We start from the raw sequence: 22,627 nt of genomic DNA on the forward strand, positions 1-22,627 counted from the left end.
CCGCCTGCCGGCCACCCTCCCCACAAGGGGGAGGGTTAAGTTTGTCGCGCGGCCTCTGTTAAAGCCTTGGCCGCTTCTCCAGCCATTCGGTCGCAGCTTCGTAAGCCAACGCAATCTCCAGCACCGCCTTGTCGGCGCGCGGCCGGCCGATGATCTGGATGCCGGCGGGCAGGCCGTTTGCACCAAAGCCGGCGGGCATGGCGGCGACCGGCAGACCGGCCATCGAGGCGGGGACCACCACCTCCATCCAGCGGTGATAGGTGTCCATCACCCGGCCGCCGATCTCCTTTGGCCAATGGGTTTCCGCATCGAAAGGGAGGACCTGGGCGGACGGCAGGATCAGGTAGTCGTAGCGGTCGAACACGGTCAGCAGGTATTGATACCAGGCACTGCGGCGTTTCGAGGCGAAATGCACCTCGCGCGCCGTCATGTCGAGCCCGCGCTCGATTTCCCAAATGATCTCGGGCTTCATCTTGGCGCGCTTTTCCGGATCGTCGTAATTGTCGCGCATGCTGCTGGCGGTCAGCCAGCTGCGCAGCGTCGTCCAGGAGCGCCAGAGGTCGTCCATGTCGAAGTCCGGAGCGAACTCGTCCACCGCGCAGCCGATCCGCTCGAAGACCGGAAGCGTCGACCGGCAGAGTTCCAGCACGCCGGGTTCGAAAGGCAGGTAACCGCCGAGATCGCCGAGCCAGGCGATGCGGGCGCCTGAGAAATCGCGGCCCTCCTGCGGCGTCAGGTCCTCGGTCGGCAGGGATAGCGGATCGCGCGGATCGTAACCGGCCTGGGTCGAAAGCAGGGCGGCGACATCGCGCACCGTGCGGCCCATGGGACCCAGAACGGAGAGCTGGCCCATGAAGTTCTCCAGCTTCAGCGAGGTGGGGACGCGACCGAAACTCGGGCGGAAGCCGACGACGTTGTTGAAGGCTGCGGGGTTGCGCAGCGAGCCCATCATGTCGCCGCCATCCGCGACCGGCAGGAGATGTGCCGAAAGGGCGGCCGCCGCGCCGCCGCTCGAGCCACCGACCGTCTTGGCCAGGTCATAGGGGTTTCTCGTGACGCCGTGCACCGGATTGTAGCTCTGCGAGCCGAGCCCCTGTTCCGGGGTGTTGGTCTTGCCGATGATGATCGCGCCGGCCGCGCGAATGCGCTCGACCATCACCTCGTCCTTCTCGGGCACGAAATCGGCAAAGATCGGCGAGCCATAGGTGCAGCGGATGCCCTTCACTTCGCAGAGATCCTTGATGGCGATCGGCATGCCATGCATCCAGCCGCGCGATTTGCCTGAAGCAAGTTCTGCGTCGCGTTCCGTCGCCTCGGCCAGAAGCTCGTCCCGGCCGCGCAGGCTGACGATCGCGTTGATCGCCGGATTGAGCCTGTCGATCCGTTCGAGATAGGCCGTCATCACGTCGGCGCAGGAGGCGCGACCGTCGTGGATGGCTTCCGAAAGTGCCGTCGCGGAAAGGCCGGTTATCTCGTCGTCCTGCATCACTCTTCCCTCATGAATCTCCGAGGATTTCCACTGGTGGAGGTCGAGGAGTCAAGACAGGATGTGGGATAGCGTCGGCCCACAATTACAAACGACTCGACAAAGCCTTTCGAGCAAAGTATTCTTGCTTAAACGTTTAATCAGAGCATCCTATGGCTTTACCTCGTCCCGGACCGAACATGAGCGCCATCGCTGCCGCCCTCGGCGTGTCGGCGGCGACCGTGTCGAATGCGCTTTCCGGCAAGGGACGCGTGTCGCCGGAGCTTATCGAGAAGGTGAGGGCCAAGGCAAGCGAGCTCGGTTACGTGCCGAGCCTGACCGCCCGGGCGCTGCGCACCGGCCGCACCGGCGTGCTCGGGCTCGTCCTGCCGGATATCGCCAACCCGCTCTTCCCGCAGATTGCCCAGGCGATCGAGAACGCCGCCTCGAATGCCGGCTATGGCGTGCTCATCGCCGACTCCCGCGGCGATATCGCGGCACAGACCGAGGCGATCGGCCGACTTCTGGAACGCGGCGTCGACGGCATGGTCATCGTTCCCCGGCGCGGCACGCGGATCGCCGATGTCGGCTGTCCCGTTGCCGTCATCGATACGCCTTCCACGCCCGGCAATACCGTTTCGGCCGACCATTGGGACGGCGGCAGCCAGATGGGCCGCCATCTTGCCGAGCTTGGCCACCGCAAGGTGCTGCTGATCGGCACCAGTGCCTCCTCGAACGTGCAGAACGACCGTATCGGAGGGCTGAAGGCCGGCCTTGGTGCGCAGGTCGAATGCGATACGATGTGGATCGAGAAAGTCGAGGCGGTGTCGGGCGAAGGTTGCCCGCTCGGTCTGGCGGACAAGGCCCGGGCGGGTTTTACGGCCTTTGCGGCCGTCTCCGATCTTTCGGCCCTTAGGGCGTTGACCGAGCTGCAGCGCGCCGGGATCGGCGTGCCGGAAACGGTCAGCGTCACCGGTTTCGACGACCTCATCTGGTCGGCGGTCGTCACGCCGGCGCTCACCACGGTACGCATGGACATGGCCACGATCGCCGATCTGGCGATTGCCGCGCTGATCCGTGCGATCGAGCCGGAGGGAGAGGCCGAGAACGGAGCCGAGGAGGTTTCGACCGGCAACGTTATCTCCGAGACGGACCGCGTCCCGATGCAGCTCATCGTGCGCCAGTCGACGGCCGCCCCGCACGCCGGTCGCATTCCGAATTTGCATGCCCCAACCCCCAACAAGCCGACAGCAGGAGAAATCACATCATGAACAAGGTCATTCTTGCGTCGGGCACCGCCCTGATGCTCGCCATGGGTGCCGCGCAAACCCCGGCCCAGGCCCAGGAAAAGACGCTGACGATTTCCGTCTATGCGCTCGCCCAGGACGAATACAAGCAGATCGTCTACGATCCCTTCCAGAAGATCTGCGGCTGCAAGCTGGTCGTCGAGACCGGCAACAGCGTCGAGCGCCTCGCCAAGATGGAAGCCAACAAGGCCAACCCGGTCGTCGACATGGCCGTCATCTCGATGGCGGATGCGCTCGCTGCCTCGCGCGCCGGCCTGATCGACAAGGTCGACACCTCGAAGCTTTCGAATTTCGGCAAGCTCTATGACATTGCCAAGGATCCGAACGGCGACGGCATGAGCGTCGGCTACACGTTCTATGCCACCTCGATCGCCTATCGCTCCGACAAGATGAAGATCGACAGCTGGGCCGATCTTCTGAAGCCGGAATATGCAAGCCATGTCGCATGGCCGAACGTCACCACCAACCAGGGCCCGCCGGCGCTCTACATGCTGGGCCTGGCGCTTGCCAAGGACACCCCGGACCTGAAGGCTCCGATCGAAGCGGTTGGAGCCAAGAAGGGCGAGATCGTCACCTTCTACGAAAAGTCGTCGCAGCTGGTGCAGCTGATGCAGCAGGAAGAAATCTGGGCAGCGCCGATCGGCCGCTTCACCTGGGCTCCCTTCACCAAGCTCGGCTTCCCGATCGCCTGGGCCATGCCGAAGGAAGGCCAGACGGGCGGCATGAACGTCATGACCGTCACCAAGGGCTCCAAGAACCGCGACCTCGCGCTGCAGTTCATGGATTTCTGGCTCTCGACCGAAGTCCAGACCAAGCTCGCCGAAAAGCTGATCGACAGCCCGTCCAACAAGGATGTCAAGCTTTCGGAGGCGATCGCCAACAACCTCACCTATGGCGAGGAAACGGCAAAGAGCCTGAAGCTGATCCCGTCCGCCGTCGCACTCGACAACCGTGCCGGCTGGATCAAGACCTGGAACGAGAAGGTCGGCCAGTAAGGGTCAACGCAATCACGGAATAGCCTCCCAAGGCTGAGGGATGCGGGCAGCGCGCGAATGCCTGACCGCATCCCGACTTATTGAACAGGATCGAACACCATGTTCCAGAACAGGGCTGAAGCGCTGGCACTTGCGCTGCCGGCCGCGATCTTCGCGGCGGCGGTGTTTCTCGTGCCTGTCGTGATCCTGCTATCGGATGGCTTTCGCAGTCCCGCCGGGGGCTGGACGATTTCCGCCTATACGGATTTCTTCTCAAACTCGCTGAACCAGACGGTCTTCCTGCGCACGCTCAGGCTCGGGGCCCTCGTTACCGTCGCCTCTGCGGTGATCGGTTATGCAGCGGCGTTCGCGATCGTCAGCCTGGAGCCCGGCGCCAAGGGCAAGGTCACGGGTCTCGTGGTGCTGCCGCTGATGATCTCGCCGGTCGCCCGCACCTATGCCTGGATCGTCATCCTCGGTCGCACCGGCATCGTCAATCAGGCTTTCCTAGCGCTCGGCATCACCGAGGCGCCGCTACGCATCCTCTTCTCCGAGACGGCTATTTTCATCGGCCTGCTGCAGCTCTTCCTGCCGCTGATGATCATCTCGCTGATCTCGGCGCTTGAGAACATGCCGAAGGACGCCATTCCGGCGGCCCGCGTGCTCGGCGCCAACTGGTTCCAGGTGTTCTGGAAGGTGGTGCTGCCGCTCACCAAGGAAGGCCTCGTGATCGGCGGCACGCTGGTCTTCACCGGCTCGCTGACCGCATACATCACCCCCGCCATCCTCGGCGGTTCCAAGGTGCTGATGCTCGAAACGCTGCTCTACCAGCAGGTTGCGGTCTCCAACAATTTCGTCGCGGCGAGCGTCATTGCCTTCATCCTGATCGTCATGAGCTTTGCTGCGAACATCCTCCTCAAGCGCGTCGCGACTGCACGCAACAAGCAGAGGAGCCAGGCATGACCGCGCGCAGCCTCTTCATTCCGATCACGCTCCTGCTGGTGATCGCCTTCCTGATCGGGCCGTTCCTGATCATCGTCGCGGCCTCCTTCTCGGCCGGCGAGACGCTTGCCTTCCCGCCGCAGGGCTTTTCGCTGCGCTGGATCGCAAAGGTCTTCACGGTCGAAAGTTTCCGCGCCTCGTTCGGCATGTCGCTGTTTTTGGCGATCGGCGGCACGGCGGCGGCGCTTGTCCTCGGCATTCCGGCCTCCTACGCCCTGTCGCGCTACAAGCTGCCGGGTGCCGAGATCGTGCGCACCATCGTTTCGGCGCCGATCATCGTGCCGGGCATCATCGTCGGCCTGGCGCTCTTGCGCTACATCGTCGTGCCCTTCCAGGTCGGCATCACGCTGGCATTGTTCCTCGCCCATACGGCGCTGGTGCTGCCCTACGCGGTGCGCGTCGTCTCGGCGAGCCTCGACAACCTGCGCTCCGATATCGAGGAAGCAGCCGTGCTGCTCGGCTCCTCGCGGCTCGGGGCCTTCTTCCGGGTGGTGATGCCGAATATCCGCGGCGGCATCATGTCGGCGTTCATTCTCGGCTTCGTCACCAGCTTCAACCAGGTGCCGGTCTCGCTGTTCCTCTCGGGACCCGGCGTGCGCACCCTGCCGGTCGATATGATCGCCTATATGGAAATCGTCTTCGATCCCTCCGTCGCAGCGCTCTCCTCGCTGCTCGCCTTCCTCTCCATCGGCATCGTCTTCATTGCCGAACGTTTCCTGGGGTTCTCCCGCTATGTCTGACGCGTCCTATCTCTCGCTCGAAAAGCTGACGCTCGCCTATGGCGATTCCGTCGCCGTCGCCAACCTCGATCTCAACATCCGCAAGGGCGAGCTGATCGCACTGCTCGGCCCGTCGGGCTGCGGCAAGACGACGACGATGCGGGCGATCGCCGGCCTGCTGGCGGTGAAAAGCGGCCATGTGCGCCTCGACGGCGCCGACATCACCCGCGTGCCCGCCAACAAACGCGCCGTCGGCCTGATGTTCCAGTCCTATGCGCTCTTTCCGCATCTCTCGGTCTACGAAAACGTCGCATTCGGGCTGAAGCTGAAGGGAATGCGTGGGCCGGAGCTCGAGACCAAGGTCGAGTCCGGCCTGAAATCCGTCGGCCTTTCGACGTTCGCCAACCGCAAGCCGGCCGAGCTTTCCGGCGGCCAGCAGCAGCGCGTCGCGCTCGCCCGTTCGATGGTGATGGAGCCGAAGGTTCTGCTGCTCGACGAGCCGCTGTCCAATCTCGACGCCCGCCTTCGCCTGGAAATGCGCACCGAGCTGCAGCGGGTGCAGAAGGAAACCGGCGTGACGATGATCTTCGTCACCCACGACCAGGCCGAAGCTTTGGCGCTCGCCGACCGTATTGTGGTCATGAAGAGCGGTAAGATAGAGCAGATCGGTTCGCCGGAAGACATCTACAACCGTCCGACATCGTCCTTCGTGGCGGACTTCGTCGGGTTCGAAAACATTTTCCCGCTCGAAAACGGAAAGATGAAGACCAGCGCAGGTCTCATCGATCTCTCGGGCAAGCCCCCTTCAGCGGCGGGTCTTGCCTGGCGGCCGCGTATGGTGACCCTGGGAACAGGTCCTTTCCAGGGCACCGTGCGCGGTACATCCTTTGCCGGCGACAGCCGCGAATACCTGCTCGACAGCTCCTTCGGTCCGATCAAGGCCGAGGTGGAGGCAAGCCAGCCGGCGCATGCGCTGGGCGATGCTCTTGCCTTCGACCTTCCGGCCGAAAAGGCCGCGCCGCTCTCGCGATTCGTGTAGGATCCGCCGACATGGGTATCTGGATCGACACGGACATGGGTTTCGACGACATCGCTGCGATCATGGTCGCAGCGCATGCGGGGCTTGGCGTCGACGGCGTCTCACTTGTCTTCGGTAACGCGCCTATCGAACATGTCCGCCGCAATGCAGCCGGCGCGGCCTCCGCTTTCGTCTGGCCCTTCGCGGTCCATGCCGGACGCGCTGCACCCGTGCTGGCTAAAATGGAGACTGCGACAGGCATACTAGGCCAGACCGGTATCCCGACCACGGGCCGGGCCTTGCCCGAAGCGCCGGATGCGTTTCATACCGATGCCTTCGAGGCGCTCTGTTCCTGGCTCGAAAAGGGCAAAGGTGATGGTGAAGAGGGGGGCGAACGCCGCATCATGGCGCTTGGACCGCTCACCAATATCGCGGCAGTGGCGCTCGCCCGGCCGGATCTCGCGGCCAGAATCACAGATCTCACCTGGATGGGCGGCGGCGTTACCGCCGGCAATCATACCGCGTCCGCGGAGTTCAATGCCTTTGCCGATCCGGAAGCACTGGCGATCGTGATTGCCCACAAGATCCCGTTGCGGATGGTCGATCTCGATCTTTGCCGCAAGGTGCTCTGTGCGCCGGACGATGTTGCGCCGATCCGGGCTGCCGGCGGGCGTAATGCCGAACTGGTTGCCGACCTGCTGGCCGGGTTCGTGGAGATCGCCACCAGCCGCGGCCGACCGGCCATGGCGCTCTACGATGCGGTCGCGGCCGTCGCCTTCGCCTTCCCGGAACACGTCACCTGGCGCGAGGCGCGCATCGATGTCGAGCTTTCCGGCACGCTGACACGCGGCCGCACCGTCATCGAGACGCGCACCGGCCGGGGCGAATTCAATGCGGCCTATGGTGTCGATATCGACGTCGGGAAGGCGAAAGCCGTCATTCTTGAAACACTGCGGGCAGAGGCAAGCTGGTGAAGAGTATCATCTCGAGCGTACAGGAATTTACCGAACCGGCCTTACGGGACCGCGCCGTCACCGCCGCGCGCGGCGATGCACCGTTCGACATCCTGATATCGGGTGGCACGCTGGTCGACATGGTGACGGGCGAGCTGCGCCCGGCCGATATCGGCCTCGTCGGACCGGTGATCGCCAGCGTCCACGAGACCGGCTCCCGCTCCGATGCCGCGGAGATCGTCGACGCGACGGGCGCGTTCATCTCGCCCGGTCTCATCGACACGCATATGCATATCGAAAGCTCGATGGTGACGCCGGCGACCTATGCCGGCGCCGTGCTGCCGCGCGGCGTGACGACCGTCGTCTGGGACCCGCATGAATTCGGCAATGTGCACGGGACCGAAGGCGTGGCCTGGGCACTGGAGGCGGTGAAGCCGCTGCCGCTGCGTGCCGTCGTTCTGGCGCCCTCCTGCGTACCGTCGGCGCCCGGCCTCGAAATGGCCGGCGCCGATTTCGACGCCGCGACGATCGAGGAAATGCTGTTCTGGCCGAAGATCGGCGGGCTTGCCGAGGTCATGAACATGCGCGGCGTCATAGACCGCGATCCGCGCATGAGCGCCATCGTCCAGGCGGCGCTAGTGTCGGAAAAGCTGGTCTGCGGCCATGCCCGCAGTCTCGTCGGGCCGGACCTTGCCGCCTTCATGGCGTCCGGCATTACTTCGGACCACGAACTCGTCTCCGGCGCCGACCTGATGGCCAAGCTGCGTGCGGGCCTGACGATCGAGATGCGTGGATCCCATGATCACCTGCTGCCGGAATTCGTCGAGGCGCTCAACGCGCTCGGGCGTCTGCCGCAGACGGTGACGCTCTGCACTGACGACGTCTTTCCGGACGATCTCGTTGAGGGCGGAGGCCTCGATGACGTGGTGCGCCGGCTGGTGCGTTATGGAATGAAACCGGAATGGGCGCTGCAGGCGGCCACACTCAACGCTTCGGCGCGCCTCGGTCGTCCCGACCTCGGCCTGATTGCTGCAGGTCGCCGGGCCGATATCGTTCTCTTCGAGGATCTCGCGGATTTCCGCGCCCGCCATGTCTTTGCCAGCGGCACGCTGATCGCGCGCGACGGCGTCATGACGGTCGATCTCCATGGGACCGACCCCTGCCTTCTGCAAGATTCGGTCAAGCTCAAGCCGCTTCAGGCGGACGATTTCAAACTGCCCGCAAAGGGCCGCAAAGTCAGGCTGGCGACGATCGATCGTCCGCGCTTCACGAACTGGGGGCAGACGGATGCGGATGTCGTCGATGGTTACGTGGTACCCCCGGAAGGCACGACACTGATCGCCGTGACCCACCGCCACGGCCGGGCCGACAGCCGCACCCGTCTTGGGTTCCTGACCGGCTGGGGCACGTGGAGAGGCGCCTTCGCCACCACGCTTGCCCATGACAGCCACAACCTCACCGTCTTCGGGTCCGACCCGGCCGACATGGCGGCTGCCGCGAATGCGGTGATCGAGGCCGGCGGCGGTATGGCGGTGGCAACCGGCGGCAAGGTCGAAGTGCTGTTGCCGCTGCCGCTTTCGGGCCTCGTCTCGGAGGCGCCGATGGCAGAGGTGGCCGAAGGTTTCAGACAAATCCGCGCTGCCATGGATGGTCTCGTCGATTGGCAGCCGCCCTATCTCGTGTTCAAGGCCTGTTTCGGCGCGACGCTTGCCTGCAATCCCGGCCCACACCAGACGGATCGCGGCATTGCCGACGTCGCCACCGGCACGCTATTGGAATCGCCGATCCTCGAAATTCTCGAATAGGAAAAGCGAATGCAGCCGCATGATTTCTGGCAGGACGTCCATCCGGCAGGGTCGTTCGATCGGGCGGGGCCGTTTTCCGGCTACTTCCCGGCAACGCTCGATGACGGCAGCCAGATCAGGCTGCCGATCCGGCCGCTCGCCGACGGAGAGCATGCGCTCGCCTCCCTGATCATCAACCAGGCGAGTTTCGACGTACAGGACGCGCTTGCCGCCGACCTGGCGCCGAAGATCGCGGCCTTTCGCCCGGAAGTCATCGTCGGCCTGCCGACGCTGGGCCTGACGCTTGCCGCCGCCGTCGCCCGCGCGTTGGGCTACACGCGCTATGTACCGCTCGGGACCTCGCGAAAATTCTGGTACGACGAGAGCCTTTCCGTACCACTTTCCTCGATCACCACGCCCGAACAGCAGAAGCGCCTCTATGTCGATCCGCGCATGCTGCCGCTGATAAAGGGCAAGCGTGTCGCGCTCGTCGACGACGTGATTTCCAGCGGCACCTCGATCGTCTCCGGGCTGACGCTGATGGCCTCGCTCGGCATCGAGCCGGTGGTCATCGGTGCGGCCATGCTGCAATCGGAGCGCTGGCACGACAAGCTCGATGCGTTCGGCCCCGAATGGCGGCCGCGCGTGACAAGCGTTTTCAGGACCCCGATGCTGAAGAAGGCGGGCGAGGGGAGCTGGATGGCCTGACGCGTTTTCCGGCTTGCGAAAGAGGAGCGGCTGGCTAGGATCGCCGCATTGCTCACCTTGGAACTTTCACAAGAAAATCGGGAATAAACTTCATGGAACTGGTGTTCGACGGCCATAACGACGTGCTCCTGCGGCTCTGGCGGAACATGAAGGCAGGCGGCGACCCGATTGCCGAATTTGTAAACGGCACGCCGAACGGCCATATCGACGGGCCGCGTGCCAAGGCCGGCGGGCTCGCAGGCGGTCTCTGCGCCATCTACATCCCATCCGGCGAACTGGTGCTCAAGGAACCCGATCAGAACGGCCATTACGTCACGCCGCTGTCCGTCCCGCTCGATCATCTTCCGTCGCTGACGACCGCGCTCGAAATGGCGTCGATTGCGCTCCGCCTCGACCGCGCCGGCGCCTGGCGGCTTTGCCGTTCGACCGCCGACATCCGCAAGGCGATGGAAGACGGTATCTTTGCCGCCGTCATGCACATGGAGGGCTGCGAGGCGATCGATCCGGATCTCGACAATCTCGAAGTCTTCCACGCCGCCGGCCTGCGTTCGCTCGGGCCCGTCTGGAGCCGACACAACATCTTCGGTCACGGCGTGCCCTTCGCCTATCCGATGTCGCCCGACACCGGCCCCGGCCTCACCGGCCACGGGTTCGAACTGGTCAGGGCCTGCAACACGCTCGGCATCCTGATCGATCTCGCCCACATCACCGAAAAAGGTTTCTGGGATGTCGCCAAGACTTCCGACCAGCCGCTGATCGCCAGCCATTCGAACGCGCATGCGCTGACGCCGGTCGCCCGCAACCTCACCGACAAACAGCTCGATGCGATCAAGGAAAGCGGCGGCCTCGTCGGTCTCAACTATGCCGTAACCATGCTGCGCCCCGACGGGCGCGACAATGTCGCCACGCCGCTTTCGGATATGGTGCGCCATGTCGACCACCTGGTGCAACGCATGGGCATCGATCACGTGGCGCTCGGTTCGGACTTCGACGGCGCCTCGATTCCCGAAGAAATACATGATGCTGCGGGAAATCAAAATCTGGTTGCGGCGCTCAAGGGAGCGGGCTACGCTGACGCAGAGCTGAAAAAGCTATGCCGGGAAAACTGGCTCAGAGTTTTGGGGAAGGCCTGGCACGAATAGGGCTGGTTTTCCCCAGAGGTCCAATAACCAAAAGGGGAAAAACGACCATGATCCATGCACTTCAGGGACGAGTCCGTCTACTGTCCGCGAGCGCGGCGCTGTCGCTCATGCTGCTTGCCGCACCGCAGGCTTTCGCGGTGACGCCGAAGGACACTCTTGTCATCGGGCTTGCCTTCGACGACATCATCACGCTCGATCCTGGCCAGGCATTCGAATTCTCCGCCGGCGAAGTCAATGGCAACAGCTATGACCGCCTGGTGCGCCTGGACATCGCCGACACGTCCAAGGTCAAGCCGGACCTTGCAGAAAGCTGGACTGTCTCCGATGACGGCCTGACCTACACGTTCAAGATCAAGCAGGGCCTGAAGTTCGCCTCCGGCAATCCGATTACGGCGGAAGACGTCGCCTATTCGTTCGAGCGCTCGGTCAAGATCGACGGCCCGCCGGCCTTCATCCTCAACCAGTTCGGCCTGAAGAAGGACAATATCACGAGCAAGGCCGTCGCCAAGGACGCCAATACCTTCGTGCTGACCGTCGACCAGTCCTACGCCCCGTCCTTCGTGTTGAACTGCCTGACCGCCACGGTCGCTGCCGTCGTCGATAAGAAGGTCGTTTCGCAGCACGTCACCAATGGCGACTACGGCAATGCCTGGCTGAAGACCAATTTCGCCGGCTCCGGCCCGTACAAGATCCGCGAATGGCGCGCCAACGAAGTGGTCGTGCTGGAGCGCAACGACAATTACTGGGGCGAGAAGCCGCCGCTCAACCGCGTCATTTACCGCCATATGAAGGAAAGCGCGGCACAGCGCCTGGCGCTGGAGAACAACGACATCGACGTTGCCCGCAACCTCGAGCCGAACGATATCGACGCGGTTTCCAAGAAGGGCACGGCGGTCACCAGCACGCCGAAGGGTTCGGTCTTCTATTTCAGCCTGAACCAGAAGAACCCCAACCTGAAGAAGCCGGAAGTCGTCGAGGCGATGAAATACCTCGTCGATTATGACGCGATCGGCTCGACCCTGATCAAGGGCGTCGGCCAGATCCACCAGACCTTCCTGCCGAAGGGCATTCTCGGTTCGCTCGATGACAAGCCCTACAAGCTCGACGTCGCCAAGGCCAAGGAACTGCTTGCCAAGGCCGGCCTCAAGGACGGCTTCTCGGTGACCATGGACGTGCGCAACAACGAGCCGACCACCGGCATCGCGCAGTCGATCCAGCAGACCTTCGCGCAGGCCGGCATCAAGATGGAAATCATCCCCGGCGACGGCAAGCAGACGCTGACCAAATACCGCGCCCGCACCCACGACATCTATATCGGCTACTGGGGCGTCGACTACTGGGATCCGAACTCCAACGCGGAAACCTTCACGTCGAACCCGAACAATGCCGACGACGGCACCACGAAGACGCTCGCCTGGCGCAATGCCTGGGATGTTCCGGAGCTGACAAAGGAAACCAAGACCGGTTTCCTGGAACGGGATTCGGCCAAACGCGCAGCAATCTACGAAAGTTTGCAGAAAAAGGTGCTGCAGAGCGGACCGTTCGTGCTGGTCTTCCAGCAGACGGAAGTCGCAGGCGTAGGCAAGGGCGTGAAGAGCTACAAGCTCGGCCCGACCTTCGATACGAACTACGTGTTCAACGTCTCCAAGGAATAGGGGTCCGGTTGCAGGCCCTGAGCCCGAAAGGCGAATTTCTTGACCTTACCTGAAACCTCCGTGGCGACACGGCGCAATCGGCGCCGTGCATCGTCCTTCGCGACCTCCGTCCTGCGTTTTGCGGTGACGGTGGTCACGACCATCTTCGGCCTGCTGGTCGTCACCTTCTTCATCGGCCGGGTCATCCCCATCGACCCGGTGCTGGCGATCGTCGGCGACCGAGCGCCGGCGCACCTCTATGAGCGAACCCGGATCGAGCTCGGCCTGAACCTGCCGCTCTACCAGCAGTTCTTTATCTATGCCAAGCAGGCGCTTTCCGGGGATTTCGGCACGTCGGTGCTGACCAGCAATCCCGTTCTGGAGGATATCCGCCGCGTCTTTCCGGCAACCATGGAGCTTGCCACGATCGGTACATTGATCGGCTCGATCGTCGGTGTCCCGCTCGGCGTTCTCGCGGCCGTCCGGCGCGGCAGCATTGCGGACCAGGTCGTCCGCGTCATCGGCCTGATCGGTTATTCGGTGCCGATCTTCTGGCTCGGGCTGCTGTCGCTGGTGCTGTTTTACGCGCAGCTCCGGTGGGTCGCCTTCCCGGGCCGCGTCGACATCGTCTACGAATACAGTTTCACGCCGCAGACCGGCTTCTATCTTCTGGATGCCGCCATGCAGGGCCAGTGGGAGGTGATGTGGGATCTGTTCCGCCACATCGCGCTGCCGGGCGGGCTGCTCGGTTATTTCTCGCTTGCCTATATCAGCCGCATGACCCGCTCCTTCATGCTGAACGAGCTCTCCCAGGAATATGTGGTGGCGGCGCGGGCCAAGGGGCTTTCCGAGACCCGGATCATCTGGTTCCACGCGCTGCGCAACGCCGCCGTGCCGCTGGTGACGGTGATCGCGCTTTCCTATGCGAACCTGCTCGAAGGCTCGGTGCTGACCGAGACCATCTTCTCCTGGCCGGGGCTCGGTCTCTACATCACCAATTCGCTGCAGAATGCCGACATGAATGCGGTGCTCGGCGGCACGCTGGTGATCGGGGCCGTCTTCGTCGCCATCAACATCTTTTCCGATCTTCTCTACCGGACACTCGATCCGAGGACGCGCAGCCGATGAGTATCGCGGAAACCACGCTCAAGCCCTATAGCCGCGAATGGCTGCTCTCCGACCGCCCGACCTCGCGCCGCCAAGCACGTTTCGGACGGGCCTATATCGTCTGGCGCCGGTTCGCCGAAAACCGGCTGGCGCTGATCGGTCTTGCCATCCTCGTCCTGCTGCTCTTCGTTGCGGCCTTCGCGGATGTTCTGGCTCCCCATAATCCAGTGCAGGGGGACCTGCGCAATTCCCGCCTGCTGCCACTCGGCTCGCCGGGATACCTGCTCGGCACCGACGACCAGGGCCGCGACATTCTCTCGCGCCTCATCTACGGCTCGCGGCTGACGCTGCTCGTCGTCGTACTGGTGGCGATCATCGCAGCCCCGATCGGCCTCCTGGTCGGCACCGTTTCCGGTTATGCCGGCGGCTGGCTCGATGCGGTGCTGATGCGGATCACCGACATTTTCCTCGCCTTCCCGAAGCTTGTCCTGGCGCTGGCGCTGGTCGCAGCCCTCGGGCCCGGCATCGAGAATGCCATTCTTGCGATCGCCGTCACCTCCTGGCCGCCCTATGCACGTATCGCCCGTGCCGAAACGATGACCTTCCGCAATTCGGAATTCATTTCGGCGGTCAAGCTGATGGGCGCTTCGCCCTTCCGTATCGTGCTGCGCCACGTCATGCCGCTCTGCATCTCGTCGCTGATCGTGCGCGTCACGCTCGACATGGCCGGCATCATCCTGACCGCCGCGGGCCTCGGTTTCCTCGGCCTCGGCGCCCAGCCGCCGCTTCCCGAATGGGGCGCGATGATTGCCTCCGGCCGCCGCTTCATCCTCGACCAGTGGTGGGTCGCCGCCATGCCGGGTTTTGCGATCCTGATCGTCAGCCTCGGCTTCAACCTGCTCGGCGACGGCCTGCGCGATGCGCTTGATCCGAAGGAGGCCGGCCAATGAAACCGCTTCTGACGGTCGAGGATCTGCGCGTCACCTTCCCGACCCGTACCGGCGACGTGCAGGCGGTGCGCGGCGTCTCCTTCGCGCTCGGTCGCGAACGGCTCGGCATCGTCGGCGAATCCGGCTCCGGAAAGTCGCAGACCGGCCGGGCGATCATGGGCCTGACGCCCTCCCATGCGAAGATCAGCGCGCGAAAGCTCGCTTTCGGTGATCGGAACCTGCTCACCATGCCGGCCCGCGAGCGGCGGGATCTGCGCGGCAAGCAGGTGGCGATGATCCTGCAGGATCCGAAATATTCGTTGAACCCGGTGATGACCATCGGCCGGCAGATCGTCGAGACGCTGAAGACGCACGAGAAGATCTCGACTTCGGCGGCCAGGGCGCGGGCGCTCGCCATGCTGGAGGCGGTGCAGATCAGCGATCCGAAGCGGGTCTTCTCGCTTTATCCGCATGAGGTTTCCGGCGGCATGGGGCAGCGGGCGATGATTGCCATGATGCTGGTCTGCGGTCCGGAACTGCTGATCGCCGACGAGCCGACATCGGCGCTCGACGTAACCGTGCAGCTCGAAGTGCTGGACATCCTCGACAAGTTGGTGGCCGACCGCGGCATGGGGCTGATCTTCATCTCCCACGATCTCCGGCTCGTCTCTTCCTTCTGCGACCGGGTCATCGTCATGTATGCGGGCCAGATCGTCGAGGAACTGCCGGCTGCCAATCTCGCCGATGCGCAGCACCCTTATACGCGCGGGCTCTTGAACTGCCTGCCGACCATCGGTTCCGACCGGCATCCGCTGCCCGTCCTCGACCGCAAGCCGGAGTGGGCACTATGACATCGGCTCTCTCCATCCGCGACATGGTCGTCACATACGATGAGTTTGCGGCACTCGATCATGTGAACTTCGATATCGGCACCGGCGAATCCTTCGGCATCGTCGGGGAATCCGGCTCCGGCAAATCGACCCTTTTGCGTGCCGTCTCGGGTCTCGCGTCGTTCGACCAGGGCACGCTCAGCGTCAACGGGCGCTCCTATTCCGGGCGCAAGCGCGACAAGGAATTCTACCGCACGGTCCAGATGGTGTTCCAGGATCCGTATGGCTCGCTGCATCCGCGCCAGACGGTCGATCGGCTGCTGCTGGAACCGCTCGTCATCCACGGCTTCACCGATATCGAGACCCGCATCAACCGTGCGCTGGACGAGGTCGGTCTCGGGTCGGGCTTCCGCTTCCGTTACTCGCACCAGCTTTCCGGCGGCCAGCGGCAGCGTATCGCGATCGCGCGGGCGCTGATCCTGGAGCCGAAGATCCTGCTGCTCGACGAGCCGACCTCGGCGCTCGACGCCTCGATCCAGGCGGAAATCCTCAACCTGCTCGAACAGGCGCGCCGCGACCGCAACCTCACATTCGTGATGGTCAGCCACGATCTCGGCGTCATCAGCCACATGTGCGAACGGCTTGCGGTGATGAAAACCGGCAAGGTGGTCGAGACGGTGCCGCGGAAAGCGCTGGAAAACCGCGAGTTTTCAGCCGAGTATACCCGCCAGCTGCTCGTCGCCAGCGAAGGTTTCCGCCGCGGCTGACGAGCGTCTCGATTTTATCAATGTCACCTCCCGAAACCGGTCCCCGCTTTCGGGCGACATGTTTCAGCCGGCAGGATCGCATGCAGCTTCGGGCGCTTATGTATTTCGACGAACTGGTCCGCACCAATTCGATGCGGGCGGCGGCGGAGAATCTCAATGTTGCAGCCACCGCCGTCTCGCGACAGATCGAGAACCTCGAACATTATTTCGGCACGCCGCTCGTCGAGCGCAGCAATCGCGGCATCAAGCTGACCGCCGCCGGCGAACTGCTGGCGGCGCGGGCAGGGCGGACGCTGCGCGAACTCGAACATGTCCACCAGCTGATCGACGACCTGCAGGGCCTGCAGCGCGGCAAGGTGGTGATCTATGCCAACGGCGCGACGGTCGCCAACCTGATCGCCCCGGTGCTTGCGGAATTCAGCCTGCGTTATCCGAAGCTGCGGTTCGAGGTGGCGATCACCAGTGCCCGCGAGGCGGTCGAGGCGCTCGCCGCCGCCGAGGCGGACCTGGTCGTGACGTTGTTTGCGCCAAAGATATCCGGCGTGAAGGTGCGGCTGCGCTCCGAAATCACCTATGACGTCATCATGGCCGCCGACCATCCGTCCGCCGGTGCCAGGGAACTGACATTGCGCGATCTCGTCCGGATGCCGCTTGCTCTTCCGGACAAGAGTTTCGGCGCACGGCAGGCCTTCGAGGACCTGTTCGCCAAGGACGGGCTGGAGCTCGATCCGGTCTTTGTCACCGGTTCCCTGGAAATGCTGAAGGAACTGGTGTTGCGCCGTGCGGCGGTGACGCTACTGCCGGCGCTCGCCGTGCAGCGCGAAATCGATGCCGGCCAGCTTGCCGCGGTACCGATCGCCGCCGGCAAGGCGGTGCGCACGCCGATCGATCTCTGTGTCGCGCCGGATCGCCAGTTATCATTCGCGGCGGGCAAGCTCGTCGATTTTATCGAGCGCTTCATGCGCGGAGCCGATGCGCGCAAATCGGCGCCTAAAAGGGCAAGCGCCTAATTCCATTCCGTGTAGCGTTTTCGGCTACACAGAGAACACAAAATTCTGCATTGTGTGTGCACCTGCGAAATGACACACTTTTGGCAATCGACGATCCCGCAGGTGCCGATCAGGCGGGTCTCGTTCCAAAAAAGGGGATAACGGATGGGCAGGATGACGCTTTTGAGCTCTGCGACCATATTGAAGAGTGCAGCTTTTGGCCTTGCGATGAGCGCAGGCCTTCTTTCGGGCCAGACGGGCGCCGAGGCGGCGGCGAAGACCGCGATCACGGTCGGCATGGCAATCGAGCCGGCCGGGCTCGATCCGACCGTCGCCGCACCGGTCGCGATCGGCCAGGTGACCTGGCAGAACATTTTTGAAGGCCTGACCACCATCGACAAGGACGGCAAGATCAAGCCGCAGCTTGCCGAAAGTTGGCAGATCTCGCCGGACGGCCTGACCTACACGTTCAAGCTCCGCCAGGGCGTCAAGTTCCACAACGGCGTCGCCTTCGACAGTGCGGTTGCCAAGTTCTCGATCGACCGCGCCCGCGGCGCGGATTCGGTCAATCCGCAGAAGCGTTATTTCGCCTCGATCGACACGGTCGAAACACCGGATGCGGCGACGCTGGTGCTGAAACTCAAGCAGCCGGCCGGCAGCCTGCTTTACTGGCTGGGCTGGCCGTCCTCGACCATCGTCGAACCGAAATCGGCCGCCGACAACAAGACGACCCCGATCGGCACCGGCCCGTTCAAGTTCGTCAGCTGGTCGAAGGGCTCCAAGGTGGATCTCGCGAAGAATGCCGACTACTGGAACAAGGCCGTCTCCCTGAAGCTCGATACCGCGGCATTCCGTTTCATCAGCGATCCTCAGGCCCAGGCCGCAGCGCTGAAGGCCGGCGACGTCGACGCGTTCCCCGAATTCGGGGCGCCTGAACTGATCAAGTCCTTCGAGGGCGACAAGCGGCTGACGACCGTTATCGGCAATGCCGAGCTCAAGGTCGTCGCCGGCATGAACAACACCCGCAAGCCGTTCAGCGACAAAAAGGTTCGTCAGGCCCTGATGATGGCCGTCGACCGTGCCACCGTCGTCGAAGGCGCCTGGTCCGGTTTCGGCACACCGATCGGCAGCCACTACACGCCGAACGACCGCGGCTACAAGGACCTCACTGGCGTCTATCCCTATGATGCCGCCAAGGCGAAGGCGCTGCTTACCGAGGCCGGCTTCCCGAACGGCTTCACCTTCACCATCAAGGCTCCGCAGATGGCCTATGCGCAGCGCACCTCGCAGGTGCTGCAGGCGATGTTTGCGGAAATCGGCGTGACGATGAACATCGAGACGACCGAATTCCCGGCGAAATGGGTGGCCGACGTGCTGAAGGCCGCGGATTACGACATGACCATCGTCGCCCATGCCGAGCCGATGGACATCGATATCTATTCCCGCGATCCCTACTACTTCAACTACAAGAACCCGGCCTTCAACGACGTGCTGAAAAAGGTCGAGATGACCTCCGATGCCGCCGGACAGGAAAAGCTCTACGGCGAGGCGCAGACCATTCTCGCCAACGACGTGCCGGCGCTCTTCCTGTTCGTCATGCCGAAGCTCGGCGTATGGGACGGCAAGGTGAAGGGCCTGTGGGAAAACGAACCTATCCCTTCGAACGTGCTCACGGATGTACAGTGGGTAGAGTGAAGTTCACGCGATGAGTTGGAGTGAAGTGGGTGCGGTATGCCAATCTCCCCCCTTGAGGGGGAGATGCCCGGCAGGGCAGAGGGGGGTAACCTCTCAGCATGTTCCTGAGCCATTGCGTTTGCCGTGCCGTTGCTGCCGCCTTTTTCCTTTGGACCCTTTGGTGACGCCTCTCTCTCAAAGCGGGGCAATCGCACATGGGACGCGAGGCGTTGCGGTACCCCTAACCCTCCCCCTTGTGGGGAGGGTAGCCGGCAGGCGGGAGGGGTTTTATTCGGAGCGAAGACCCCTCCCCAACCCCTCCCCACAAGGGGGAGGGGCTCCACGCACCGCCTCGCATGCTCATATGCGATTGTCCTGCCTACAAGGGAGGAGATTAGAGGGAGCCTGCGGTACAGGTATGGTGACTCGCCCATGATCGCCCTTCTCATCCGCCGTATGCTCAGCCTCGCCGTCACGCTGCTCGTCGTCTCGTTGCTGATCTTCACCGTCATGGACCTTTTGCCCGGCGATCCGGCCGCGATCATGCTCGGCACCTCGGCGAGCCCGGAAACGCTCGCGGCACTGCAGAAACAGTTGGGTCTCGACCAGCCGCTCCCCGTGCGTTACCTCGCCTGGCTCGCCGGGGTCTTGCGGGGCGATCTCGGGCAGTCCTATACCTATGGCGTGCCGGTCGCGGGGTTGATTGGCGAGCGGCTTGCCGTCACCCTGCCGCTGGCGCTGATCGCCATCCTGCTCTCGGTGGCGATCGCCATTCCACTTGGCGTTCAGGCCGCTCGCAAGCACAACGGGCCTTTTGATTTCGTCGCCGGCCTGTTCTCCTATATCAGCATCGCGGTGCCGGCTTTCTGGGTCGGGCTTCTGCTGATCATCCTGTTCTCCACCATGCTCGGCTGGATGCCGGCCGGCGGGTTTCCAGGATGGGATGCCGGGTTGGTCGCGGGCTTCAAGGCGCTCCTCCTGCCCGCCGTGGCGCTCGCCTTGCCGCAGGCCGGCGTGTTGACCCGCGTGGCCCGCGCCGCAGTGCTGGAGGTGATGAACGAGGATTTCGTCCGCACCGCCCGTGCCAAGGGCCTGAGCGAGAGCGTCGCTCTGTGGCGGCACGCGGTGCCGAATGCGTTGGTGCCAGTGTTCACCATGCTCGGCCTGCAATTCACCTTCCTGATCGCCGGCGCGGTGCTGGTCGAGAACGTCTTCAATCTGCCGGGCCTCGGCCGGCTCGCCTACCAGGCGCTCTCCCAGCGCGATATCATCGTCATGCAGGATGTCGTGCTGTTCTTCTCGGCCCTGGTGATCCTGATGAACTTTCTGGTCGATCTCGCCTATCTGGTGGTCGATCCGCGCCTCAGGGCTGGTGCGCAATGAGGAAACTCCTTCGCCGCCCTGTCTTCCTCATCGGGCTCGTCATCACGCTGGCGCTGTTTGCCGTGGCGCTGCTGTCGCTCGTCTGGACCCCGTTCCCGCCGACGAAAATGAACATCGTCCACAAACTCAAGGCTCCACTCGATTTCGGCCTCCTCGGCACCGACCAGTTCGGCCGCGACGTAGCCTCGATGCTGATGGTCGGCGCCTGGAATTCGCTGTCCACCTCCATTCTCGCGGTGCTTCTCGGCGCAAGCGTCGGCACGGCCATCGGCGTCGTCGTCGCCATGCGGCGGGGCTGGCTGGAACTCGTCGTCATGCGTGGCTGCGACATCGTCTTCGCCGTTCCGCCAATTCTCTCGGCGATGATGCTCGGCGCCTTCATCGGGTCGGGCCGGTTCACGGCGATCATTGCCATCGGCGTGTTCATGGTGCCGGTCTTCGCGCGGCTCGCGCTCGGCGCGGCCCTGCAGATCTGGACGCGGGACTATGTCACCGCTGCCGTCAGCATGGGCCGGCCAAGGTTGAAGATCACCCTCGTGCATGTGTTGCCGAACATTTCCAACCAGATCATCGTGCAGGTGACGATCCAGCTCGGCCTCGCGATCCTGACGGAAGCCGGCCTCTCCTTCCTCGGTCTCGGCATGCCGCCGCCCACGCCCACCTGGGGGCGGATGCTGGCCGACGCGCAGACTTTCCTCGGCCAGGCGCCGTGGCTGGCGCTGATGCCGGGGCTTGCCATCGCTCTCGCCGTGCTCGGCCTCAACATGCTCGGCGACGGCCTGCGCGACCTCCTCGATCCCCGCGACAATTCCTGATTTTCGAAACGAAGATATTGCCATGAATGACCTCCTGAAATTGACGATCCGAGAATTGCTCGATCTCTATTCGACCAAGAAGCTGTCGCCCTCGGAATACTGGCTGGCGGTCGAGGATCGTGTCGCCGCCTTCGAACCGCATGTGCAGGCGCTCTACCTCTACGATCCGGAGAGCGCGCGGGCGCAGGCCGCAGCCTCGACCGATCGCTGGATGAAGGGCGCGACGCTCGGCGTGCTGGACGGCATTCCGGTAACGCTGAAGGAACTGATCGCCACTAGGGGCCAGCCGGTGCCGCTCGGGACCGCCGCAGTCGAACTGGTGCCGGCCGCGGAAGACGCGCCCATCGCCGCGCGCATGAGAGAGGACGGCGCGGTGATCTTTGCCAAGACCACCTGCCCGGATTACGGAATGCTGTCCTCCGGCCTGTCGAGCTTCCATCACCTCAGCCGCAACCCTTGGGACCTCACCCAGAACCCGGGCGGATCGAGCGCCGGCGCGTCGGCCGCCGGTGCGGCCGGTTTCGGGCCGTTGCATATCGGCACGGATATCGGCGGCTCGGTGCGCCTGCCGGCCGGCTGGACAGGGCTGTTCGGCTTCAAGCCGAGCCAGGGCCGTATTCCGCTGGATCCCTATTATGTCGGCCGCTGCGCGGGGCCAATGACCCGCACGGTCGAAGATGCCGCCTTCTCCATGGCGACGCTGTCGCGTCCCGACTGGCGCGACGGTACCTCGCTGCCGCCCAACGATTTCGACTGGCTGGATTTCGACGTCGACGTCAGGGGTTTGAAGATCGGCCTGATGCTCGACGCCGGCATCGGCCTTGCCGTCGAGGACGAGGTTCGCGATGCGGTCGTGGCCGCCGCCAGACGCTTCGAGGAGGCGGGGGCGATCATCATTCCGGTCGAACCGGTCATGAGCCGTATCATGCTCGACGGGCTCGACAGTTTCTGGCGCTCGCGCTTCTGGGGCGATATCGAGAAAATGCCGGAAGAGCGCCGGGCGCTGATCCTCCCCTATATCTACGAGTGGGCGGAAGGCGGCACCTACATTTCCGGCGTCGAGGCGGTGCGGGGCTTCAACCAGACGATCGAGATGCGCAAGGCCTGCGGAAAGCTGTTTACGACCGTCGATGCGGTGATCTCGCCGACCAATCCGATCGTCTCTTATCCGGCGGAATGGGCCTCGCCGACCAATGATCCCTCGAAACCTTTCGAGCATATCGGCTTCACGGTGCCGTGGAACATGTCGGAACAGCCGGCCTCGTCGATCAACTGCGGTTTTTCGAAATCCGGCATGCCGATCGGCCTGCAGATCGTCGGCCCGCGCTACGACGACCTGCTCGTGCTGAAGCTCTCCAGAGCCTTCGAACAATGGGCTGGCGGCGTTCCCACCTGGCCCGAGCCGCCGGCCGCCTGAGTTTTCCAAC

20 protein-coding genes are annotated in these 22,627 nt (G+C 63.7%); 19 read left to right on the plus strand and 1 reads right to left on the minus strand.

Going from position 1 to position 22,627, the window contains the following annotated elements; all coding sequences use genetic code 11:
• Positions 1-58: 58 nt before the first annotated feature.
• Positions 59-1,486: an amidase gene (locus tag ACZ9EJ_RS01535; protein ID WP_046639466.1), complete on the minus strand. Its 1,428-nt coding sequence runs from the start codon at positions 1,484-1,486 to the stop codon at positions 59-61.
• 152 nt (positions 1,487-1,638) lie between these two features.
• Here ACZ9EJ_RS01535 and ACZ9EJ_RS01540 point away from each other — a divergent pair, with 152 nt between their 5' ends.
• The 19 genes from ACZ9EJ_RS01540 to ACZ9EJ_RS01630 all read left to right on the plus strand — a co-directional run bounded on the left by ACZ9EJ_RS01540 (position 1,639) and on the right by ACZ9EJ_RS01630 (position 22,617).
• Positions 1,639-2,736 carry a LacI family DNA-binding transcriptional regulator gene (locus ACZ9EJ_RS01540; protein ID WP_046639467.1) on the plus strand — a complete coding sequence of 366 codons (1,098 nt, stop codon included), beginning with the start codon at positions 1,639-1,641 and terminating at the stop codon, positions 2,734-2,736.
• Complete coding sequence (locus ACZ9EJ_RS01545) at positions 2,733-3,767, plus strand: ABC transporter substrate-binding protein (protein ID WP_046639468.1); 1,035 nt, start codon at positions 2,733-2,735, stop codon at positions 3,765-3,767. Before ACZ9EJ_RS01540 ends, ACZ9EJ_RS01545 begins: the two co-directional genes overlap by 4 nt.
• A gap of 99 nt (positions 3,768-3,866) precedes the next feature.
• The gene (locus tag ACZ9EJ_RS01550; RefSeq protein WP_046639469.1) at positions 3,867-4,709 is read left to right on the plus strand and encodes an ABC transporter permease; all 843 of its coding nucleotides are present in this window, start codon (positions 3,867-3,869) and stop codon (positions 4,707-4,709) included.
• Complete coding sequence (locus ACZ9EJ_RS01555) at positions 4,706-5,488, plus strand: ABC transporter permease (protein ID WP_037077537.1); 783 nt, start codon at positions 4,706-4,708, stop codon at positions 5,486-5,488. The genes ACZ9EJ_RS01550 and ACZ9EJ_RS01555 overlap by 4 nt, the downstream gene beginning before the upstream one ends.
• Positions 5,481-6,506, plus strand: a complete 1,026-nt coding sequence (locus ACZ9EJ_RS01560) for an ABC transporter ATP-binding protein (protein WP_046628945.1) — start codon at positions 5,481-5,483, stop codon at positions 6,504-6,506. Before ACZ9EJ_RS01555 ends, ACZ9EJ_RS01560 begins: the two co-directional genes overlap by 8 nt.
• 11 nt (positions 6,507-6,517) lie before the next feature.
• Positions 6,518-7,459, plus strand: coding sequence for a nucleoside hydrolase (locus ACZ9EJ_RS01565; protein WP_046639470.1), 942 nt, complete (start codon positions 6,518-6,520; stop codon positions 7,457-7,459).
• Positions 7,456-9,243, plus strand: a complete 1,788-nt coding sequence (locus tag ACZ9EJ_RS01570) for an adenine deaminase (RefSeq protein WP_046639471.1) — start codon at positions 7,456-7,458, stop codon at positions 9,241-9,243. The genes ACZ9EJ_RS01565 and ACZ9EJ_RS01570 overlap by 4 nt, the downstream gene beginning before the upstream one ends.
• Positions 9,244-9,252: 9 nt before the next feature.
• Positions 9,253-9,930: a phosphoribosyltransferase gene (locus ACZ9EJ_RS01575; protein WP_046639472.1), complete on the plus strand. Its 678-nt coding sequence runs from the start codon at positions 9,253-9,255 to the stop codon at positions 9,928-9,930.
• A 92-nt stretch (positions 9,931-10,022) separates the two neighbouring features.
• Positions 10,023-11,072, plus strand: a complete 1,050-nt coding sequence (locus tag ACZ9EJ_RS01580) for a dipeptidase (RefSeq protein WP_046639473.1) — start codon at positions 10,023-10,025, stop codon at positions 11,070-11,072.
• 47 nt (positions 11,073-11,119) lie between these two features.
• Complete coding sequence (locus tag ACZ9EJ_RS01585; RefSeq protein WP_046628955.1) at positions 11,120-12,727, plus strand: ABC transporter substrate-binding protein; 1,608 nt, start codon at positions 11,120-11,122, stop codon at positions 12,725-12,727.
• Between the two features lie 60 nt (positions 12,728-12,787).
• A complete protein-coding gene (locus ACZ9EJ_RS01590; RefSeq protein WP_370649704.1) occupies positions 12,788-13,834 on the plus strand; it encodes an ABC transporter permease in 1,047 nt (348 codons plus the stop codon).
• On the plus strand, positions 13,831-14,763 hold the full coding sequence (locus ACZ9EJ_RS01595) for an ABC transporter permease (RefSeq protein ID WP_046639474.1): 933 nt from the start codon (positions 13,831-13,833) through the stop codon (positions 14,761-14,763). The genes ACZ9EJ_RS01590 and ACZ9EJ_RS01595 overlap by 4 nt, the downstream gene beginning before the upstream one ends.
• A complete protein-coding gene (locus ACZ9EJ_RS01600; RefSeq protein WP_046639475.1) occupies positions 14,760-15,593 on the plus strand; it encodes an ABC transporter ATP-binding protein in 834 nt (277 codons plus the stop codon). Before ACZ9EJ_RS01595 ends, ACZ9EJ_RS01600 begins: the two co-directional genes overlap by 4 nt.
• A complete protein-coding gene (locus ACZ9EJ_RS01605; protein WP_046628963.1) occupies positions 15,590-16,339 on the plus strand; it encodes an ABC transporter ATP-binding protein in 750 nt (249 codons plus the stop codon). Before ACZ9EJ_RS01600 ends, ACZ9EJ_RS01605 begins: the two co-directional genes overlap by 4 nt.
• Before the next feature lie 80 nt (positions 16,340-16,419).
• A complete protein-coding gene (locus tag ACZ9EJ_RS01610) occupies positions 16,420-17,349 on the plus strand; it encodes a LysR family transcriptional regulator (RefSeq protein ID WP_046628965.1) in 930 nt (309 codons plus the stop codon).
• Positions 17,350-17,493: 144 nt separating this feature from the next.
• The gene (locus ACZ9EJ_RS01615; protein ID WP_476098587.1) at positions 17,494-19,023 is read left to right on the plus strand and encodes an ABC transporter substrate-binding protein; all 1,530 of its coding nucleotides are present in this window, start codon (positions 17,494-17,496) and stop codon (positions 19,021-19,023) included.
• A 411-nt stretch (positions 19,024-19,434) separates the two neighbouring features.
• Positions 19,435-20,385 carry an ABC transporter permease gene (locus tag ACZ9EJ_RS01620; RefSeq protein WP_046639477.1) on the plus strand — a complete coding sequence of 317 codons (951 nt, stop codon included), beginning with the start codon at positions 19,435-19,437 and terminating at the stop codon, positions 20,383-20,385.
• On the plus strand, positions 20,382-21,200 hold the full coding sequence (locus ACZ9EJ_RS01625) for an ABC transporter permease (RefSeq protein ID WP_046628971.1): 819 nt from the start codon (positions 20,382-20,384) through the stop codon (positions 21,198-21,200). Before ACZ9EJ_RS01620 ends, ACZ9EJ_RS01625 begins: the two co-directional genes overlap by 4 nt.
• A gap of 22 nt (positions 21,201-21,222) precedes the next feature.
• Positions 21,223-22,617 carry an amidase gene (locus ACZ9EJ_RS01630; protein WP_046639478.1) on the plus strand — a complete coding sequence of 465 codons (1,395 nt, stop codon included), beginning with the start codon at positions 21,223-21,225 and terminating at the stop codon, positions 22,615-22,617.
• Positions 22,618-22,627: the final 10 nt, after the last annotated feature.

Source organism: Neorhizobium sp. USDA 3394 (assembly GCF_056280385.1).

What these genes read in the sequence shown, in the direction of transcription:
- ACZ9EJ_RS01615 (WP_476098587.1), top strand. Translation starts at nt 17,494, where the DNA reads ATGGGCAGGATGACGCTTTTGAGCTCTGCGACCATATTGAAGAGTGCA.
- ACZ9EJ_RS01545 (WP_046639468.1), top strand. Translation starts at nt 2,733, where the DNA reads ATGAACAAGGTCATTCTTGCGTCGGGCACCGCCCTGATGCTCGCCATG.
- ACZ9EJ_RS01630 (WP_046639478.1), top strand. Translation starts at nt 21,223, where the DNA reads ATGAATGACCTCCTGAAATTGACGATCCGAGAATTGCTCGATCTCTAT.
- ACZ9EJ_RS01560 (WP_046628945.1), top strand. Translation starts at nt 5,481, where the DNA reads ATGTCTGACGCGTCCTATCTCTCGCTCGAAAAGCTGACGCTCGCCTAT.
- ACZ9EJ_RS01585 (WP_046628955.1), top strand. Translation starts at nt 11,120, where the DNA reads ATGATCCATGCACTTCAGGGACGAGTCCGTCTACTGTCCGCGAGCGCG.
- ACZ9EJ_RS01600 (WP_046639475.1), top strand. Translation starts at nt 14,760, where the DNA reads ATGAAACCGCTTCTGACGGTCGAGGATCTGCGCGTCACCTTCCCGACC.
- ACZ9EJ_RS01610 (WP_046628965.1), top strand. Translation starts at nt 16,420, where the DNA reads ATGCAGCTTCGGGCGCTTATGTATTTCGACGAACTGGTCCGCACCAAT.
- ACZ9EJ_RS01540 (WP_046639467.1), top strand. Translation starts at nt 1,639, where the DNA reads ATGGCTTTACCTCGTCCCGGACCGAACATGAGCGCCATCGCTGCCGCC.
- ACZ9EJ_RS01555 (WP_037077537.1), top strand. Translation starts at nt 4,706, where the DNA reads ATGACCGCGCGCAGCCTCTTCATTCCGATCACGCTCCTGCTGGTGATC.
- ACZ9EJ_RS01575 (WP_046639472.1), top strand. Translation starts at nt 9,253, where the DNA reads ATGCAGCCGCATGATTTCTGGCAGGACGTCCATCCGGCAGGGTCGTTC.
- ACZ9EJ_RS01550 (WP_046639469.1), top strand. Translation starts at nt 3,867, where the DNA reads ATGTTCCAGAACAGGGCTGAAGCGCTGGCACTTGCGCTGCCGGCCGCG.
- ACZ9EJ_RS01595 (WP_046639474.1), top strand. Translation starts at nt 13,831, where the DNA reads ATGAGTATCGCGGAAACCACGCTCAAGCCCTATAGCCGCGAATGGCTG.
- ACZ9EJ_RS01565 (WP_046639470.1), top strand. Translation starts at nt 6,518, where the DNA reads ATGGGTATCTGGATCGACACGGACATGGGTTTCGACGACATCGCTGCG.
- ACZ9EJ_RS01605 (WP_046628963.1), top strand. Translation starts at nt 15,590, where the DNA reads ATGACATCGGCTCTCTCCATCCGCGACATGGTCGTCACATACGATGAG.
- ACZ9EJ_RS01620 (WP_046639477.1), top strand. Translation starts at nt 19,435, where the DNA reads ATGATCGCCCTTCTCATCCGCCGTATGCTCAGCCTCGCCGTCACGCTG.
- ACZ9EJ_RS01625 (WP_046628971.1), top strand. Translation starts at nt 20,382, where the DNA reads ATGAGGAAACTCCTTCGCCGCCCTGTCTTCCTCATCGGGCTCGTCATC.
- ACZ9EJ_RS01580 (WP_046639473.1), top strand. Translation starts at nt 10,023, where the DNA reads ATGGAACTGGTGTTCGACGGCCATAACGACGTGCTCCTGCGGCTCTGG.
- ACZ9EJ_RS01535 (WP_046639466.1), bottom strand. Translation starts at nt 1,486, where the DNA reads ATGCAGGACGACGAGATAACCGGCCTTTCCGCGACGGCACTTTCGGAA.